The 15,948-nt window shown below is 70.8% G+C and carries 13 protein-coding genes and 1 pseudogene; 6 read left to right on the top strand and 8 right to left on the bottom strand.

Annotation, left to right across the window (positions count from 1 at the left end; translation table 11 throughout):
• Positions 1-41 precede the first annotated feature (41 nt).
• Positions 42-683: a hypothetical protein gene (locus Ae150APs1_RS26565; protein WP_075300995.1), complete on the bottom strand. Its 642-nt coding sequence runs from the start codon at positions 681-683 to the stop codon at positions 42-44.
• 63 nt (positions 684-746) lie between these two features.
• Between Ae150APs1_RS26565 and Ae150APs1_RS26560 the strand changes: the two genes are divergently transcribed.
• Positions 747-2,720 carry a M13-type metalloendopeptidase gene (locus tag Ae150APs1_RS26560; protein ID WP_075300993.1) on the top strand — a complete coding sequence of 658 codons (1,974 nt, stop codon included), beginning with the start codon at positions 747-749 and terminating at the stop codon, positions 2,718-2,720.
• A gap of 90 nt (positions 2,721-2,810) precedes the next feature.
• Positions 2,811-3,029: a DUF2945 domain-containing protein gene (locus Ae150APs1_RS26555; protein WP_075300991.1), complete on the top strand. Its 219-nt coding sequence runs from the start codon at positions 2,811-2,813 to the stop codon at positions 3,027-3,029.
• On the opposite strand, the gene Ae150APs1_RS26550 is transcribed toward Ae150APs1_RS26555, so the two are convergent.
• Positions 2,998-4,401 (bottom strand): amino acid permease, encoded by a 1,404-nt coding sequence (locus Ae150APs1_RS26550; protein WP_075300990.1) that lies wholly within the window; start codon positions 4,399-4,401, stop codon positions 2,998-3,000. The two genes, Ae150APs1_RS26555 and Ae150APs1_RS26550, sit on opposite strands and share 32 nt — an antisense overlap.
• A gap of 131 nt (positions 4,402-4,532) precedes the next feature.
• The gene (locus Ae150APs1_RS26545; RefSeq protein ID WP_060572787.1) at positions 4,533-5,054 is read right to left on the bottom strand and encodes a GNAT family N-acetyltransferase; all 522 of its coding nucleotides are present in this window, start codon (positions 5,052-5,054) and stop codon (positions 4,533-4,535) included.
• 53 nt (positions 5,055-5,107) lie between these two features.
• Between Ae150APs1_RS26545 and Ae150APs1_RS26540 the strand changes: the two genes are divergently transcribed.
• Positions 5,108-6,478, top strand: a complete 1,371-nt coding sequence (locus Ae150APs1_RS26540; RefSeq protein WP_170918139.1) for an MFS transporter — start codon at positions 5,108-5,110, stop codon at positions 6,476-6,478.
• Here Ae150APs1_RS26540 and Ae150APs1_RS26535 read toward each other — a convergent pair.
• From Ae150APs1_RS26535 to Ae150APs1_RS26525, 3 genes are all read right to left on the bottom strand, one after another.
• Complete coding sequence (locus Ae150APs1_RS26535; protein ID WP_075300988.1) at positions 6,442-7,686, bottom strand: DUF418 domain-containing protein; 1,245 nt, start codon at positions 7,684-7,686, stop codon at positions 6,442-6,444. The two genes, Ae150APs1_RS26540 and Ae150APs1_RS26535, sit on opposite strands and share 37 nt — an antisense overlap.
• A 113-nt stretch (positions 7,687-7,799) precedes the next feature.
• Positions 7,800-8,702 (bottom strand): hypothetical protein, encoded by a 903-nt coding sequence (locus Ae150APs1_RS26530; RefSeq protein ID WP_075300987.1) that lies wholly within the window; start codon positions 8,700-8,702, stop codon positions 7,800-7,802.
• Between the two features lies 1 nt (position 8,703).
• On the bottom strand, positions 8,704-9,417 hold the full coding sequence (locus tag Ae150APs1_RS26525) for a DUF4253 domain-containing protein (RefSeq protein WP_075300986.1): 714 nt from the start codon (positions 9,415-9,417) through the stop codon (positions 8,704-8,706).
• 354 nt (positions 9,418-9,771) lie between these two features.
• On the opposite strand from Ae150APs1_RS26525, the gene Ae150APs1_RS26520 reads away from it, so the two are divergent.
• Positions 9,772-10,212, top strand: coding sequence for a hypothetical protein (locus Ae150APs1_RS26520; RefSeq protein ID WP_075300985.1), 441 nt, complete (start codon positions 9,772-9,774; stop codon positions 10,210-10,212).
• 23 nt (positions 10,213-10,235) lie between these two features.
• Entirely contained in the window at positions 10,236-13,961 is a 3,726-nt protein-coding gene (locus tag Ae150APs1_RS26515; protein WP_139317197.1) for an AAA domain-containing protein, read from the top strand.
• A gap of 96 nt (positions 13,962-14,057) precedes the next feature.
• On the opposite strand, the gene Ae150APs1_RS26510 is transcribed toward Ae150APs1_RS26515, so the two are convergent.
• Positions 14,058-14,789, bottom strand: a complete 732-nt coding sequence (locus Ae150APs1_RS26510) for an alpha/beta hydrolase (protein ID WP_075300983.1) — start codon at positions 14,787-14,789, stop codon at positions 14,058-14,060.
• A gap of 277 nt (positions 14,790-15,066) precedes the next feature.
• Here Ae150APs1_RS26510 and Ae150APs1_RS26505 point away from each other — a divergent pair, with 277 nt between their 5' ends.
• Positions 15,067-15,342 carry a hypothetical protein gene (locus Ae150APs1_RS26505; protein WP_075300981.1) on the top strand — a complete coding sequence of 92 codons (276 nt, stop codon included), beginning with the start codon at positions 15,067-15,069 and terminating at the stop codon, positions 15,340-15,342.
• 11 nt (positions 15,343-15,353) lie between these two features.
• Here the strand turns inward: Ae150APs1_RS26505 and Ae150APs1_RS26500 are convergent.
• Positions 15,354-15,830: pseudogene (locus Ae150APs1_RS26500) on the bottom strand (DDE-type integrase/transposase/recombinase); the annotation flags it as partial.
• Between the last annotated feature and the right edge of the window lie 118 nt (positions 15,831-15,948).

Below are 15,948 nucleotides of genomic sequence, written 5' to 3'. Positions count from 1 at the left end.
TCCGGACAACCCCCGTCCAAACGGACGGAATGCCTGTCCGGTCACCCCGGCCGGGCGCCGGCCCGTACCCATTCGATCACGGCCCGTTTCTCCGGCGTGACGTCGGTGGTGGTGATCGCCCGGACGTCGTCGGGCGGCAGCGGGTAGCGGACGTCCTCCTGCAACGACGCCCACGTCGCCGCCGCCAGGTCCGCCGCGCCCGCGGTCCGGATCAGCGACGGCACGACCTGCCGGTACTCGGAGCGGACCAGCTGGTCGAGTGCCGTGGAGGCGACGGCGATGTCGAAGTCCAGGTCACCGGCGTCGCTGGAGTCGGCGAGGTCCAGGCTGCGCCGCTCCGCGATCACCCCGAGCAGCACCGGGTGCAGCCGCGGGTGATCGCCCAGCACCCGCTCCGGGTCCACCTCGGAGCCACCGGGCTCGCCGATCCCGAAGGCCCGCGCGCAGAACTCGCGGTGGAACGCGTGCAGTGCGAGGAGCCGGAGCACCAGCTCGCCGCGCTCGTACTCGGAGCCGGCAGCGGTCAGCCGGGCCGTCGTCAGCACGCCCCACGCCCACGCCGCCCACGCCTGCTCGGAGCCGTCGTAGCGGAGGTCGAAGAGATCGATGGCGATCTCGTGCAGGTCGCCGAGGACGTCGGCGGGGTCCGGGGGTTCGAACAGCTCGTCCCACATGTCGGTCATCACGAGATTTCTACCGCGGGTCGCTTCCTCGAAACCGTCGGCCCCGGCAGGCAGGATGGGGCCATGACGACCACCGAGCCGAAGCACTCCGGTCTCGACCTGACCTGGGTCGACCCGGACGTCCGTCCGCAGGACGACCTGTTCGCCCACGTCAACGGCCGGTGGCTGGCGACCCACGAGATCCCGGAGGACCGCTCGCAGGACGGTGCGTTCCGGGTGCTGCGCGACCGCGCCGAGGAGCACGTGCGCGTCATCGTCGAGGAGTGCGCCGCCGGCTCACCGGAGCCGGGCACCGAGGCCCGCAAGGTCGGCGACCTCTACTCCTCCTTCATGGACACCGAGCGTGTCGAGCAGCTGGGCGTCGCGCCGCTGCGTCCGCTGCTGGACGAGATCTACGCCGCCGGCGACCGGGCCGCGCTCGCCGGCGTTCTCGGGCGGCGCCAGCGTGAGGGCCGGGCCGCGCTGTTCGGCGAGTTCATCGCGACCGATGCCAAGGACTCGTCGCGCTACCTGGTCAACCTCAACCAGTCCGGGCTGGGCCTGCCCGACGAGGCGTACTACCGCGAGGACGACTCGGCGGAGATCCGCGCGAAGTACGTGGAGCACCTGCAGCGGCTGGCGGAGCTGGTCGGCCTGGCCGAGCCGGCCCGGGTGGCCGAGCAGGTGATGGAGCTGGAGACGGCGCTCGCCGCCGCGTCGTGGGACCGCGTCACCAACCGCGACGCCGAGAAGACCTACACACTGCTGACCCGCGAGCAGCTCCGCGAGTCCGCTCCCGGGTTCGACTGGGCCGAGTGGGAGGCCGCGCTGGGCGTCCCGGCGCACTCGTACGACGAGGTGATCGTCCGGCAGCCGAGCTTCGTCACCGAGGCCGGCGCGCTCTGGGCGGGCCGCCCGCTCGAGCAGTGGCAGGCGTGGCTCGCCCTGCACACCGCCGCGGCGGCCACCGAGTACCTGTCGTCGGACCTGGTCGAGGAGGACTTCGACTTCTACGGCCGCACCCTGTCCGGCACCCCCGAGCTGCGGGAGCGCTGGAAGCGCGGGGTGTCGCTCGTGGAGGGTGCGCTCGGTGAGGCCGTCGGGAAGCTCTACGTGGAGCGGCACTTCCCGCCGAAGGCGAAGGAGCGGATCAACGAGCTGGTCGCCAACATCGTCGAGGCGTACCGGCAATCGATCTCCACGCTGGACTGGATGAGCCCGGAGACCCGCGAGCGGGCCCTGGAGAAGCTCGGCAAGTTCACACCGAAGGTCGGCTACCCGGAGCGCTGGAAGGACTACTCGGACCTCGGGATCGACCCGGCCGACCTGCTCGGGAACGTCGGTCGCGCGGCGGAGTGGCGACACGACTTCGAGTACGCGAAGCTCGGCGGCCCGGTCGACCGCTACGAGTGGCTGATGACCCCGCAGACGGTCAACGCCTACTACCACCCGCGGCTCAACGAGATCGCGTTCCCGGCCGCGATCCTGCAGCCCCCGTTCTTCGACGCCGACGCCGACGACGCCGCCAACTACGGCGGCATCGGCGCGGTGATCGGCCACGAGATCGGCCACGGGTTCGACGACCAGGGCTCCCGCTACGACGGCGACGGCAACCTCCAGGACTGGTGGGAGACCGCCGACCGCGAGGAGTTCGACACCCGCTCCCGGATGCTGATCGACCAGTACAGCGCGCTCTCCCCCATGGGCCTGCCCGAGCACAAGGTCAACGGGGCGCTCACCGTCGGCGAGAACATCGGCGACCTCGGCGGTCTGACGATCGCGCTGAAGGCCTACGCGATCGCCAACGACGGCACCGAGCCCCCGACCCTGGACGGGCTGACCGGCGAGCAGCGGGTGCTGTTCGGCTGGGCGCAGGTGTGGCGGGCCGTCACCCGCGACGCCGAGGCGATCCGCCGGCTGGCGACCGACCCGCACTCGCCGCCGGACCTGCGGTGCAACGCCGTCGTGACCAACCTGGACACCTTCCACGAGGCGTTCGGGGTGACGGAGACCGACGAGCTGTTCACGGAGCCGGGCAGGCGCGTCCGGATCTGGTGAGGGGTGACCGGTGCCGGGGGCTGGTCCCCCGGCACCGGTCACGCCGCCCGGATGGCGGTTCGACCGACGTGCCCCGGGTACCCGCCGCCCATGACCGAGAAGTTCGCGAAGGGCACCTGGGTGGCGTGGAACTGGGGCAACGGCACCCCCACCGCCAAGGTCGTCGACTCCGCCACCGACCGCATCGAGCGGATGATCGACGGCACGACGCAGTCCCGCAACGGGACCGAGGACAACCCCGCCTACGTCCTCGAACAGGAGAGCAGGCAGACCGTCCTCAAGCTCCACTCGGAGCTGAAGAAGGCCTGATCCGGCGCCGTCGCCGGATCACCAGGTAGATCACGACGAGCAGCAGCAGGAACGGCACACCCGCCTTCCAGGCCGTCGAGAACTGGTCGGTGAACGGCGTCGTCGCCAGCACCGCCGCGACGAACAGCATCGCCGCGACGGTGGTGTACGGGGCGCCCGGCAGCCGCACCGGGGACCGCTCCCCCGCGTGCGCCCTGCGGAACGCCAGGTGACTGGCGAAGATCAGCAGCCAGGTGGTGAGCGCCCCGAACAGGGCCAGCCCGACGAGCAGCGGGAACGCCGTCTCCTCGGCGAACACCGACACCAGCGACGCGAGCGCCAGGCCGGCCGCGGACAGCGCCAGGGCCCGCTGCGGCGCGCCGCGCCGGTTGGTGCGGGCCAGCGCCCGCGGGGCGTAGCCGTCGACGGCCAGCGAGTACGTCATCCGCGCGGTCACGTAGAGGCTGGTGTTCATCGCCGACAGCGCCGCGGTGAGCACCACGACGTTCATCACCGCAGCCGCAGCCGGCACGCCCGCCTGCGCGAACAGCCGGACGAACGGCGACTCCGTGACGCTCTCCCCCGTCGACACGGTGTTCCAGGGAACCAGCGTGACGACGACGAGCATCGCGCCGATGTAGAACACGGCCAGCCGCAGCACGGTCCGCCGCGCGGCGCGCGGGATGTCCCGGCCGGGATCGCGCGACTCCGCGGCGGTCACGGCGACCGCCTCCGTCCCGAGGAACGAGAAGGTCACCACGGTCAGCGCGAGCCAGATCGCCCCGAGCCCGTTCGGCGCGAACCCGCCGTGCGCGGTGAGCGCGCCTACCCCGACCGCCTCCTGCCCGGGCAGGCCGAACACGATAGCCGTCAGGCCGACGACGATGAACGCGACGACCGCCACCACCTTGATCATCGCGAACCAGTACTCGGTCTCGCCGAAGAACCGGACCGCGCCGGCATTGATCGCCAGCATGATCACCGAGAAGCCGACGACCGGGATCCACAGTGGCAGGTCGGGGTACCAGAACTGCAGGTAGAGCCCGGCGGCGACGACCTCGCTGCCGACGTTGACCACCTGCGCGGCCCAGTAGATCCAGCGCTGGACGAACCCGGTCCCGTCGCCGAGGTAGCGCTGCGCGACCGGCCCGAACCCGCCGGCCTCGGGATGGCGTACCACCATCTCGGCGAGCGCGTAGGCCAGCGCGAGCGCGACGACGGCCGCCACCGCGTACGCGACGATGACGGCCGGTCCGGCGATCGAGATGGCGAGCCCGGAACCGAGGAACAGCCCGGTCCCGATCGCGCCACCGACGGCGATCATCCCGATCTGCCGGCCGTCGAGGTCCCGGCGCAGCCCCTGCTGCTCGCCGTCCGTGCTGCCGCGCTCCACCCGTGCTCCCGTGCGGTACCGATCCCCCGGTCCGGATCGCGGACGGGGCGCACCGGCACGCGCGGTGATCACGTGCGCGGCGCAACGGCCCGGGATCCTCGCACGTCACCCTCGGGCACCGGGCCCGCGGGTCACGCTCCGGCGGGCCCCTGCGGCGACGGGTCGGCGAGGTCCCGGCGGTACCAGACGACGTCGCGCCACGCCCCCAGCTTCCAGCCGACCCCGCGGAACACCCCGACCTCGGTGAACCCGAGCGCCCGGTGCAGCGCGACGCTGGCCTCGTTCGGCAGGGTCAGGACGGCGACCGCCACGACCAGGCCGCACGCGGTCAGCCGGGCGAGCAACGCCTCGTACAACGCGCGCCCGGTGCCGCGGCCGCGGGCCTCCGGGTGCAGGTAGACGCTGACCTCGCAGGTCCAGCGGTACGCCTCGCGGGGCTTGAACGGGGCACCGTAGGCGTAGCCGAGCACGTCGCCGTCGTCGGTCACGGCGACCAGCCACGCGTACCGCTCCTGTGCGGCAGCGATCCGCCCGGCCATCTCGACCGGCCCCGGCGGCTCCGACTCGAAGCTGACGGCGGTGTCGCGGACGTACGGCGCGTAGATCACCGCGCAGGCGTCGGCGTCCTCGGCGGTGGCGTCACGGATCTGCACGATCGCATCGAATCACGATGCAATCAGGACGCCTCCCGGGTGAGGATCGGGGCGTGACGACTGCTCCTCCCGCGGCGCGGACGGGTCTCCTCTCGGTGGTGCTCGGCCTGCTGTTCAGCCTGGCCGGTACGTCGACGTCGGGGGTGACGGTCGCGCTGCCGAGCCTCGCCGAAGGACTCGGCGTGACGACCGCCGACGCGACGTGGATGGTCAGCGGCTACGCGGTGGCCCTCGCCGTCGCGACGCCGGTGCACGGGCGGCTCGCCGACGCCGTCGGCATCCGGGCGCCGCTGTGCACGGGGACGGCGCTGCTCGGTCTGGGTGCACTGGCGCCGAACTTCGCGCTCCTGATGGTGGCGCGCGTCGTGCAGGGGCTCGGGGCGGCCGCGATCCCGGTGCTCGCGGCAGCCCTGCTGAGCGCACGCGCCCCGGAGGAGCGACGCGGAGCGGTGCTGGGACGCCTGGCGGGGACGTCCGCGGTGCTGTCCGCACTCGGCCCCCTTCTCGGCGGCGCGCTGACGACGGCCGGCGGCTGGCGCGCGGCGGTCGCGCTGCCGGTCGTCGGGCTGCTGGCGCTGCCGTACCTGTGGCAGCGGTCGGTCGTCGACGGCGACGGGGCCCGTCCCGACCCGGCCGGCGCGCTGATCGTCGCCACGGCGGTGTCCGGGCTGGTCCTGCTCATCCAATCGCCGAGCGCGGGGACCGCGGCCGCGGTGACGGGCGCGGTGCTGCTGGCCGTCGGCGTCCCGGCGACGGCCGCCTGGGTCCGGCACCGGCCGGACGGCTTCCTGCCCCGCGCCGTCGTCGGGAACGCGACGGTGGTGCGGTCGTCGCTGTGCGCGTCGGCGATCCCGGCGAGCTGGTTCGCGCTGCTGCTGGGCATCCCGCTGGCGCTGGCCGAGCGCGGATGGACCCCGCTGACGACGGGGTTGATGCTGGTGCCGTCGGCGGCGGTCGCACTCGCCTGCCCGGCGCTGTCCGCCCGGCTGCAGCGACGGCTCGGGCCGACCCGCACCCTGCTCGCGGCCTGTGCGGCGACGGTCGCCGGGCTGCTCGCCGCGGTCGCGGGCGTCGCATGGCACCAGCCGTGGGTGCTCGCGGTGGCCCCGATGCTGGTGACGCTGGCGTTCGGGACGGGGCAGCCCGCGATGATCGCCGCCGTCGGGGGCCGCGGTACCCGCGGACCGGCGCAGCGGGGCGATCGGCGTCGCGACGCTGTGCTTCCTCGCCGGGGCCGGGATCGGCGCCGCCGTCATCGGCGGGTTCGCCGTCGTCGTCGGGCTGGCGGCGGCACTGGCGCTGCTCCTGGTGCTGCCCCTGTTGGGATCGATCGGCCTCCTCGTCGCGATCCGCACGACCTGACCTGCACGACCGGGTTCGGACGGGATCAGGCGGGCGCGGAAGCGCCGCTGGTGCTGCGGTAGGACAGCCGTCGCAGCAGGGTCTCCGCCGGGCCCGGCGGCCCCCGCCGCTCCAGGACGACCGCGAACACCAGCGTCACGAGCCACACCCCGACCGCGTACAACGCCATCGTCGTGCTGCCCAGCGACGCGCCCCAGCCGAGTCCCCACGCCGCGAGGACCGGCGCGCACAGCACCGACTGGGCGAGGTAGCAGCTCAGCGACCGCTTGCCGACCGCGGTCACCGCCGAGCCGACGGGGCCGAGCGGCCGCCCGGCGAGCCGGCTCCCGATCAGCCCGAACAGCGCCACGTAGCCGACGCCGCAGGCCAGGCCGGTGACCAGCTGCGTCGCCGCGAACACCCACATGATCTCGTCCCACCCGCCGATGACGCCGACGTGCGCCAGCGCGTGCGGCAGGCCGCCCGCCCAGCCCAGTGCGATCCCGACGACGGCCGTCACCCGCAGCAGCCGCAGGTGCTGCTCCGGCTGTTCCAGGATCCGGCGCCGCGCGGTCCAGAAGCCGAGCCCGATCGCGATCGGGACCGTCAGCCCGACCACGCCCTGGCCGAGCGTGATCAGTGGCCAGAGCGCGAGCCGGTCCCCGACCGCCGCAAGCACGGACGGCTGGGAGGCGCTGGCCGTCATGTCCGCCGGCATCCCGCCCCCGGCGGACGCACCCACGGTCAGCACGGCCCACGCACCGAAGACCGCGAACCCGGCGAGCAGCACCAGGACGCCGGTGCCCACACCGGCCCACACCAGCAGCGTGCGGTCGGCCCGGCGGACGAACAGCCACACGAGCAGCAGCCCGCACAGGCCGTACGCACCGAGGACGTCCCCGCCCCACAGCAGGGCCGCGTGCACGAATCCGAACACGAGCAACCAGAGGTTGCGTCGCTGCAGCAGCCGGTACGCGTCCCGCTCCGGCACGCCCTTCGCCCTCTGACGCCGGTAGATCACCGCCAGCCCGTAACCGAACAGGAACGCGAACATCGGGTACACCCGCATGTCCACGCCCGTGATGAGCACCGCCTGCACGATCTTGTCCACGACCGAACCCTCGACCGGGTGGAAGCCGGCCTGGGAGTGCTCGCGGCCGTACAGGTAGAACGGCGTGTTCGCGAGCGCGATGAGCAGCAGCATCGCACCGCGCGCCAGGTCCGGTGCCGGTGCCCGGCCGCTCATGCCGAGCGGTCCTGCCAGTGGTGGTCGAGCGTTCTCGACGGTCATGTGGCCCCCCCTTCCCCGGAGCCCAGCACAGCGGGGCCGACCGGGACGGTCAAGGAGGAAAAGGACGATTCATCCGGGCCGAAGGTCGACGATCCGGTCGGCCGTCTCCGTCGTCACGCCTCCTCCTGTAGCTCGGCGACGAACCGGTTCCGCAGCTCGACGGCCCACTCTGGCCCCGGTTCGCTCGGATCCACGCCCGGACGCTCCCGGGTGGTCATCGCGTCCGCGTAGACCCGGAAGCAGCCCTGGATGCCCCGGATCAGGCCGTCCACCAGGCACCGCCCCGGTTCGAGCGAGTGCAGCACCGTCGTGAGGACCCGGTGCTCGTGGTCGGTGTCGGGGTCGGGCCTGTCCGGGCAGACGACGAAGATCCCGCGCCCGGCGAGTACCGCCTCCTGCAGGAGATCACGCACGACCTCCTCGTCGGGCTCGTCCTGGCGCATGACCAGGACCTCCCTCGCGACGCCGAGGTCCTCGTGCTCGATCGCCTCGGCGAGCGCGACGACGTCGGCGACGGAGTGCCCGGCGACCTCCGCCACCCAGCGGGCCGCCGCCCGTAGCCAGTGCACCGCGGCGACCGCGGCCGAGTGGGGTTCGACCGTGGTCAGCAGGCCGACGGGTTCGAGCGGATCGGCCTCGAGCACGGCGTCCGCGGTCGCGACGTGTCCCTCGTGGACGTCGCCCCGGACGTGCCGGACGGCCTGGAGTGCCCGTCCGGTGAGCTCACCGGCGTCGGCGTCGAGGACGGCGTCGAGCTCGGCACGCACCTCCCGCACGACGGTCTCACGGAACGCCCGCCCGGGCGTCCGGGCCAGCAGGCGGCCGAGCGCGTGGACGAGCCGGACACGTTCGTCGTCGCCGTCGGGCAGTGGACGGTCCGGGTCCCGCAGGGTGGCGAGGAGATCCGCGGGGCGGAGCTGCCCGGCCTCGCCCTCGGAGTAGGCGGACCAGAGCACCGCCGAGAGCCAGGTGGAGACGATCGCCGACGCGGCGGGGTCGTGTGCGTAGGTGGTCATCTCAGTCCCACCAGAAGTGCCACGAGCGGGCGCCACGGATCATGCCGGCGTAACGCGACAGGGTGTAGAAGTCGCCGTTCTGCGGGTCTTGCTGGTCCGGGCAGAACGCGATGTGCTCGGCGGCGGCCTGCTCGCATTCGTCGTCGTACATCGGGGGTCGGGCGACCGACAGTTCCATCCGCGACCGGCTCATGAACACGACGAGCGCGCCCCACCGCGACTCCCAGTACCGGAGCACCGCAGCCAACGACACGAGATCCTGGTGCGGATAGTTGCAGATCCCCGCCCATCCAAGGGCGGCCGGAGTATCGGCCGGGCGGTACGCGTCGACGACCGCCAGGCTCCGCGGCGGACACTCGACCAGCTCGACGGCGGCGTCGAACCTATCGAGGCGGTGTGCCGGGTCGGTCTCCGGCGCCACCGCGGTCGCCTGCGGGATCGCGGCCGGAAGGGCCTCGCCGCACGGACACTCGGAGGAACAGGGGCCGGGCCACCAGCGGTCGAGGACGTCGCGGCCGTCGAGGGCGTCGATCGCCTCGGCGAGTGCGCGTGGATCGGTCGGGCGGTCGAGGGTGTGTTCGAGGTCGTCGGGGTGGATCCATACGGGACAGCGGCCGGTGACGTGGGCGCGGCGCAGGAGACGTCCGTAGAGGACCGGGTCGGGGTCGTCCGGAAAGTGCGGTGATCCGGCCGGGCCCGTGGCGGTGAGAGTCATGCGGCTTGGACGACGTCGTGGCGCCGTCGGTTCCGGCGAGATTCAGGTCGGGCACCCGGAGCCGCGCCTGCGAATGGGATTGGTGAGCTTCGTAAAGTCCGGGCGTCCAAGTCCTGCGAGACCGTCCACCTTGTGAACGGAACCCGCGCGGCGGGCAAGCCGGCCTCGAATCCCCGCACCAGATGATCGCTCCCCTCACGAATGACCCTGCGTCTCTCGATTCCAATCGGTCGACGCACAACAGTCCTCACCGGAACAACTGTCCGCGACCGTACCCTGAGCGGCGGTACCCACTGACGCATCGAGCAAGACTACGATCACCGACATTACCGCGAAACGCAGAAGAGGGTATCGATGAGCGATCACGAGCTGACGGTGACTGTGCACGTCGGAAGCGATCCACGCAGGCGCGAGCGTTCGGCGCAGGATCTCCGTGCGGCGTTGGTCGACGATCCGACAATCGCGGGGGCGGGCATCACCGTGACTCGTCGGTCACGACAACTCGCTCCGGACGGAACGAAGAGCGCGATCGAGCTTGTCGCGGCGGCCGGTACGCTTGCGGTCATCGGTCGGTGGTATGTCCCGCACGTCGCCGACGTTCTCACGACCGCGATCCAAGCGTGGTGCGCCCAGGATCGCCGGATGTCGGTGACTCTCCATGACGGAGACCGTTCCTTGACCTACACCGGCAAACCTGATGCTGCGCAGCGAGCTGTGATCGAGCGCTTCTTCGAAGGGAAATCGCCCACAGGCGCGGACAGCTCGACGCTCCCGGACGACGGCACCGTACTGTGAGCGTTCCGCGACGCCGACGAGCGTTGCTGATCGGCAACGAGATCCACCACAACGACCGCTGGGCCCGCCTGCCTTCAGCGAGAGTCGACAGGGACGAGCTCCGAGCCGTCTTGAGCGAGCCAACGATCGGCGGCTTCGACGTCGAAGTTCTCGCCGATCTTGACGCCCTGCGGATGCGCGCCGCAATCACCAACTTCTGCCAGGAGAGCGTGGACGACGAGCTCCTGCTTCTCTACGTCTCCGGCCACGGTGCGGTCCGACCGGACGGCGAGTTCGCCTTCGTCGCGACCGACACCGACCCTCATGATCTGACCGGTACCGGGATCTCCGCTACTTTCGTCAACAACTGCCTCGAGGACAGTTATGCGGCGCAGAAGGTCGCCCTGTTCGATACGTGCCAGAGCGGCGCCTTCACCAGCGGATTCCGCACTCGCCCGACCAAAGGCGTGAGCACCACACCACTTACTCGCACAGCTCCGGTCCGCCCCCGTGGCGTCTATGTTCTCGCATCGTCCGACGTGGACGAGTACTCTTTTTCTGGACCCATCGATGAGTCCGGAAACCCCACGGCATCGGTCTTCACCGACGCCGTCGTGAAGGTTCTGAGCAGCGGCTCCGCGGGTACGACCGGCGGTGGTTTCGTCTCTGTCGACGATCTCTACGACGCCGTCCACCAGAGGCTGCTCGGACTGGAACCTCCGCAGACGCCTCTGAAGTCCTCGGACCACGTCGTGGGCTCGATCGTCATCGCCGCACGCCCCTCCGGCCGCACGTCAGCCGAATCACGAGTCGGCGAAGAGGCCAGCGCTCGAAGCTTCGCGGCGACCGCCCCCGAGTCGGACGACGATGCGGGCGTCGCACCAGACTGGTCACGGCTCCTCGGCTATTACGCCGACATCGTACGCGCCGACACGACCAGGCCCGGACTGATGGCAGTGGGTGGCGACGACTACGTCGACCTGACCGGCTCTGAACGAGTGCTTCGAGGCGTCCTCGACCCGGACGGAACAGTTCCGGTGCCCGAGGGGGCCGACGCGTTGATCGAGTCGGCTCGAAGCGAGCACGGCCCGACGTTGTGGGCGGGCTGGCCTACGGTCGTGTTGCACCGCTCCGCGCCCAGTGGGACGCAGAGCGGACAACCACTGTGCGCACCGCTGCTGATACGTCGCGTCGAGGTCGTCGACGACGGCGGTGCGGTACGACTGCGGCCGATCAGCGACGTCGTACCTCATCCCGGACTGGTTTCCTCCTGCTTGGAGGAGGACGAGGCCGCCCGCCTGCTCTGGTCCTACCGGCCGAGCTGGCACTTCGGCGAGTCGGCGCGGATGGCGACCGATGCCGACCAGCTGCTCCGGGACCCGTTCGGACTGCCTTCGGTGGAGCAGCTGCGCCCCGAGCATCTGGCCGGTCGCGTCGACATCGCAACCCCCGGCGAGGGTGCCCGAAACGCCGCGATCCTGTTCGGGCTTCCGACCAGTTCGGCCGCCAAGGGCTTGCTGAAGGACTACGTCCAGATCATCGCTCGGCCCACATCGATCGCTGGAACGGCGCTCGCCGCGCTCCATCCCGACACCTCGACCGACGACGTACCGAAGGCCGAGGTTTCACTCGTCACTCCACTTCCTGGCAACGACGCACAGGAGGCGGTCATCCGCTGCGCCATGACACGCCGCCTCACTGTTGCCACCGGTCCCCCCGGGACGGGAAAGAGTCAACTCGTCGTCGACACGGTCGCGACAGCCACCGCAGCCGGCCAGAGTGTCCTCGTCGCATCGACGAACAACACGGCCGTCGACGAGGTTGTCGAACGCTGTCACCGGATCGCCCCCGGATTCGTGGTCCGCACCGGCAACCGCGCTGCACGTCAGAGAGAACAGGCCATCGTGGCGGGACTGCTCCGAGCACAAAAATCCGCACCGGACGTGGAGACACGGCACCGTGCGCTACGAGCAGCCGACCGGAGCTGGTCCCGGGCCCGAGATGAGCTCGACACGATCGCCCGGCGCGAGAACGAGCTACTCGCCGCCGAACGAGCCTGTCACACCGAGGAAGTCCGGCTCAGGGCGGATCCTGCCCCGTTCTCGCGCGCGGCCCCTCCGAGCTGGGTCGATCGAGCCGCCTCGCTCGCCAAGGCCCGTTGGTTCGGTGACTGGCGCCGGCGTCGGTTCCTTCGGTCTTTCATCGGGGCCGACACAGCTGATCACCGTTTCTCCCCACTCGGGCGGTTCGACGATGCGGACAAGGCGGCCGGCGACACGTCGCAGATCTGTGCTGCCCTAGGCCGCTGGGGGAAAGCCGACCGAGACCGGACCCGGCTGCGGGAGCTTGTCGGTGGCGTCGACGATCTGGCCGTGCAGTCCGCCCTGACCGAGGCCGAGACGCGACGCGCCACCTGGGGAAGAGCGCTGACCGCAGACGTCGTGGCACGACGGGCCCGGGACGGCCACCGTCAGATCCGTGAACTCCAGCAGGCCTCCGCGTCGGACCGGACGGACTGGGGGGAGTTCCGCCGGGCACTCCCCTATCTCCCGGCCTGGGCGTCGACGAGCCTGGCTGCTCGACGCTTCCCGATCGGCGAGGGTCTGTTCGATCTGGTCGTGATCGACGAGGCCAGCCAGTGCACGATCCCATCCATCGTGCCGCTGCTCTATCGGGCCAAACGGGCCCTCGTCATCGGTGACCCGATGCAACTGAGCCACATCACGAACGTGGACCCCGGCACCGACGCCACCCTGCGCAGCCGGTGGAAGGTCCCGCGAGCCTGGCTGTCCGAGCACCGGCTGTCCCCCGTCCGACACTCCGCGTTCGCCGCTGCCGAACAACGATCAGGTCCAGCGATCCTTCTCGACGAGCACTACCGCTGCCATCCCGATATCGCGGGTGTGGTGAACAGACTCTTCTACAAGGGCCGCCTCACCGTGTTCACCGATCCGGCCGCCCCCGGCCGGGTCAGGTTGCCCGGGCCGGCGCTGCGATGGCGGGACGTGGCAGGTCACGCCGTCCGCGGGCCGTCCGGAAGGTCGTGGCGCAATGACGCCGAGGCGACCGAGATCGACGCGGTACTCGGTGAGCTGATCCGGGACCTCCCCGACACCGCGACGATCGGTGTCGTCACTCCCTATCGAGCACAGGCCGAGTTGGTCACCGAGCTGGCTGGTCAGTTCGGTGATCGGGTGCAGGTGGGAACCGCGCACAAGTTCCAGGGCGGCGAGCGCGACGTCATGGTGCTCTCCCTCGTCGCGGGCAGGAACGAGGCTCCCCGACGATTCGACTGGATCGACCAGCAGCCGGAGCTGTGGAATGTCGCGATCACTCGTGCGCGGTCCCGGCTGGTTGTCGTCGGCGACGCCGACCTCTGGCGTGACAGGGGCGGCGTCGGAGCGGAGCTGCTCGATGCCGCATCGGCTGCCGCCGATGCGGTTCCGCCGGTGCACCATGAGCTCGACGACGACCTCGCCGATCGGCTCTACGAGGTGCTGGAGCAAGTTGGCAGCAGCGAGGTCAGGCTCCGGGCGACCGTCGACGGTCATCCGGTGGACGGCCTCTTATCCGATGGCCGAGCGGTGCTCGTGGACGACAGCGGTGCTGCGGCACAGCCGGGGGCACGCCTCAAACGGACGCTGACCCGATCTCGTCTTTCGGAGGCGATCCGGATTCCGGCGTGGACGTTGTACGGACCGCGGGCACTCGAGTTGATCGAGCGGGGGAAGCCGCCGATCTCCGAGGACCGCACCCACCGTCGGGCGTGACCGAGTGTCGCCGCTTCCGCCGGTCGGCACCAGCACGTTGAGATCGGCGAGCCGAGCAGCGCCACCAGCGAAAGCGGTCAGGCCCAGCCCGAGGCGTCACTTCAGGTGGCGGGCGAAGAATCGGCTCCCCTCGTCGCCCTCGAACGCCGGGACGCCGGTGTGCCCGCCCATGTTGGCGTGCAGCGTCTTCTCCTCGGAGCCGAAGGCGTCGAACAGGTCCAGGGCCGTCTGCCGGTCGTTCCCCTCGTCGTCCCACTGCAGCAGGACCAGCAGCGGAACGGTGACCCGCCGGGCCTCCTCGACCACGGCGCGGGGCACGACGCTCCCGGCGAACAGGAGCGCGGCCACGATGCGCGGTTCGACCACCGCCAGCCGGACGCTGACGGAGATCACTCCCCCGGCGAACCCGACCGGCTCCCGTAGCCCGGGGAGCGCGAGCAGGGCGTCCAGGACGGCCCGCCATTCCGGTACCGCCGCATCGACGAGCGGGAGGACGAGCCTGTCGACGATCTCGTCGCCGACCGGCTCGCCCGCCCGGAGCGCGCGACGGAGTTCGGCGCGGGCGTCCTCGGCGTCGGTGGAACGGGGCCGGTCGCCGCTCCCGGGAAGCTCGATGGTGGCCGCGGCGAACCCGTCCGCCACGCAGCGCCGGGCCCGGGCGACGAGCCTGGGATACATCCGGCGCAGTCCGCCGGGGTGGCCGAGAAGGATCAGCGGGACCGGCTTGGACGCCGGTGCGGGTGTCCAGAGGATCCCGGGGATCCCGTCGAGGGTGACGCTGCGTTCGAGGACGCCGTCGTCGAGATGCTGTGCGGAGGAGAGTCGCATGGTCGTGCCCTTCGGGAGCGTTCGTGAACGGCGCTCCCGGACGACCTACCGCCCGACCGTGGCCCCGGAGGGGAGCACCCATGTCGATGTCGCGTTCACGGGGGTCACCTCCTTCGTCTCTGCCCAGCCACACGGAAGGTAGCCCCGGGCGCTGTGGGCCGCCACCGAATTGCTCACCCGGGCAGCGAAACAGTGTCACCTGCGAGCCGCCCACGGACCTTGGGCGGGTTTCCGTGAATCGCTCCGACACACCACGGTCTCCCTCTACTCTCACGCCATGTCCATGACTCCGGAACAGCAGCGTTCGATCGCGGAACTCGTCGCACAAGTGCACGTGGACAACGTGCTGCAGGTAGCCGCACTACTGCGGAAACAGGCGGACGACATCGAGGAGGCGATCACGTCGAACAGTCAGCGTCTTCAGGTCATCGCCTGCGGCGGTGATCCCGTCTCCCGGGATGCCCGCGACAGTTTCCAGCGCAAGATCGACGCGATCGTCGACGTCCACTGGGCACATCACGACGAACTGAGTGTCAAGTGCCGGGTTTGGTAGAGGCTGAGTTCTCATGCTCCGGCGGGCTGCCGGGCGGTCGTGGTGGTGGCGTTATGGATCTCGTACTCGACCGGCGGGACGAAGCCGAGTTCGCCGTGTAGTCGGCGGTGGTTGTACCAGTCGACGTACTCGGCGACCGCGAGTTCAAGGTCGCTGATCCCCGCCCACGGCCCCTTGTTGCGGATCAATTCGGCCTTGAACAACGAGTTGAATGCCTCCGCCATCGCGTTATCATAGGAATCGCCGACCGACCCGACGGAAGCGACGACACCAGCTTCGCCGAGCCGCTCAGTGTAGCGAATGGCAACGTATTGGACACCGCGGTCCGAATGATGCGTTAACCGCGACAGATCTGCACCGCTGCGTTCCCTGATCCAGATCCCCATGTTGAGTGCGTCTAGGGCGAGATCGGTGTAGAGATGACGTGACAGCTGCCAACCCACGATCCTCCGGGAGAACGCGTCCAAGACGAACGAGGCATACACCCAACCGGAATGCGTCTAGATGTAGGTGATGTCGGCGACCCACAACCGGTTCGGGGCCGTCGCGGTGAAGTCGCGCTCGACCAGGTCCGGGCGCAGGTCGGGGCTGTCGGCACGGATGGTG

Source organism: Pseudonocardia sp. Ae150A_Ps1 (assembly GCF_001932315.1).
Classification (GTDB): domain Bacteria; phylum Actinomycetota; class Actinomycetes; order Mycobacteriales; family Pseudonocardiaceae; genus Pseudonocardia.
The sequence above is the reverse complement of the archived record's forward strand: the minus strand, read 5'-3'. Positions and strand labels throughout refer to the sequence as shown.

Bases quoted from the DNA above. Each gene is read 5' to 3' on its own strand.
- Ae150APs1_RS26525 (WP_075300986.1), bottom strand. From the start codon at position 9,417: ATGACTCTCACCGCCACGGGCCCGGCCGGATCACCGCACTTTCCGGAC.
- Ae150APs1_RS26505 (WP_075300981.1), top strand. From the start codon at position 15,067: ATGTCCATGACTCCGGAACAGCAGCGTTCGATCGCGGAACTCGTCGCA.
- Ae150APs1_RS26565 (WP_075300995.1), bottom strand. From the start codon at position 683: ATGACCGACATGTGGGACGAGCTGTTCGAACCCCCGGACCCCGCCGAC.
- Ae150APs1_RS26510 (WP_075300983.1), bottom strand. From the start codon at position 14,789: ATGCGACTCTCCTCCGCACAGCATCTCGACGACGGCGTCCTCGAACGC.
- Ae150APs1_RS26535 (WP_075300988.1), bottom strand. From the start codon at position 7,686: ATGACCGTCGAGAACGCTCGACCACCACTGGCAGGACCGCTCGGCATG.
- Ae150APs1_RS26530 (WP_075300987.1), bottom strand. From the start codon at position 8,702: ATGACCACCTACGCACACGACCCCGCCGCGTCGGCGATCGTCTCCACC.
- Ae150APs1_RS26555 (WP_075300991.1), top strand. From the start codon at position 2,811: ATGACCGAGAAGTTCGCGAAGGGCACCTGGGTGGCGTGGAACTGGGGC.
- Ae150APs1_RS26560 (WP_075300993.1), top strand. From the start codon at position 747: ATGACGACCACCGAGCCGAAGCACTCCGGTCTCGACCTGACCTGGGTC.
- Ae150APs1_RS26520 (WP_075300985.1), top strand. From the start codon at position 9,772: ATGAGCGATCACGAGCTGACGGTGACTGTGCACGTCGGAAGCGATCCA.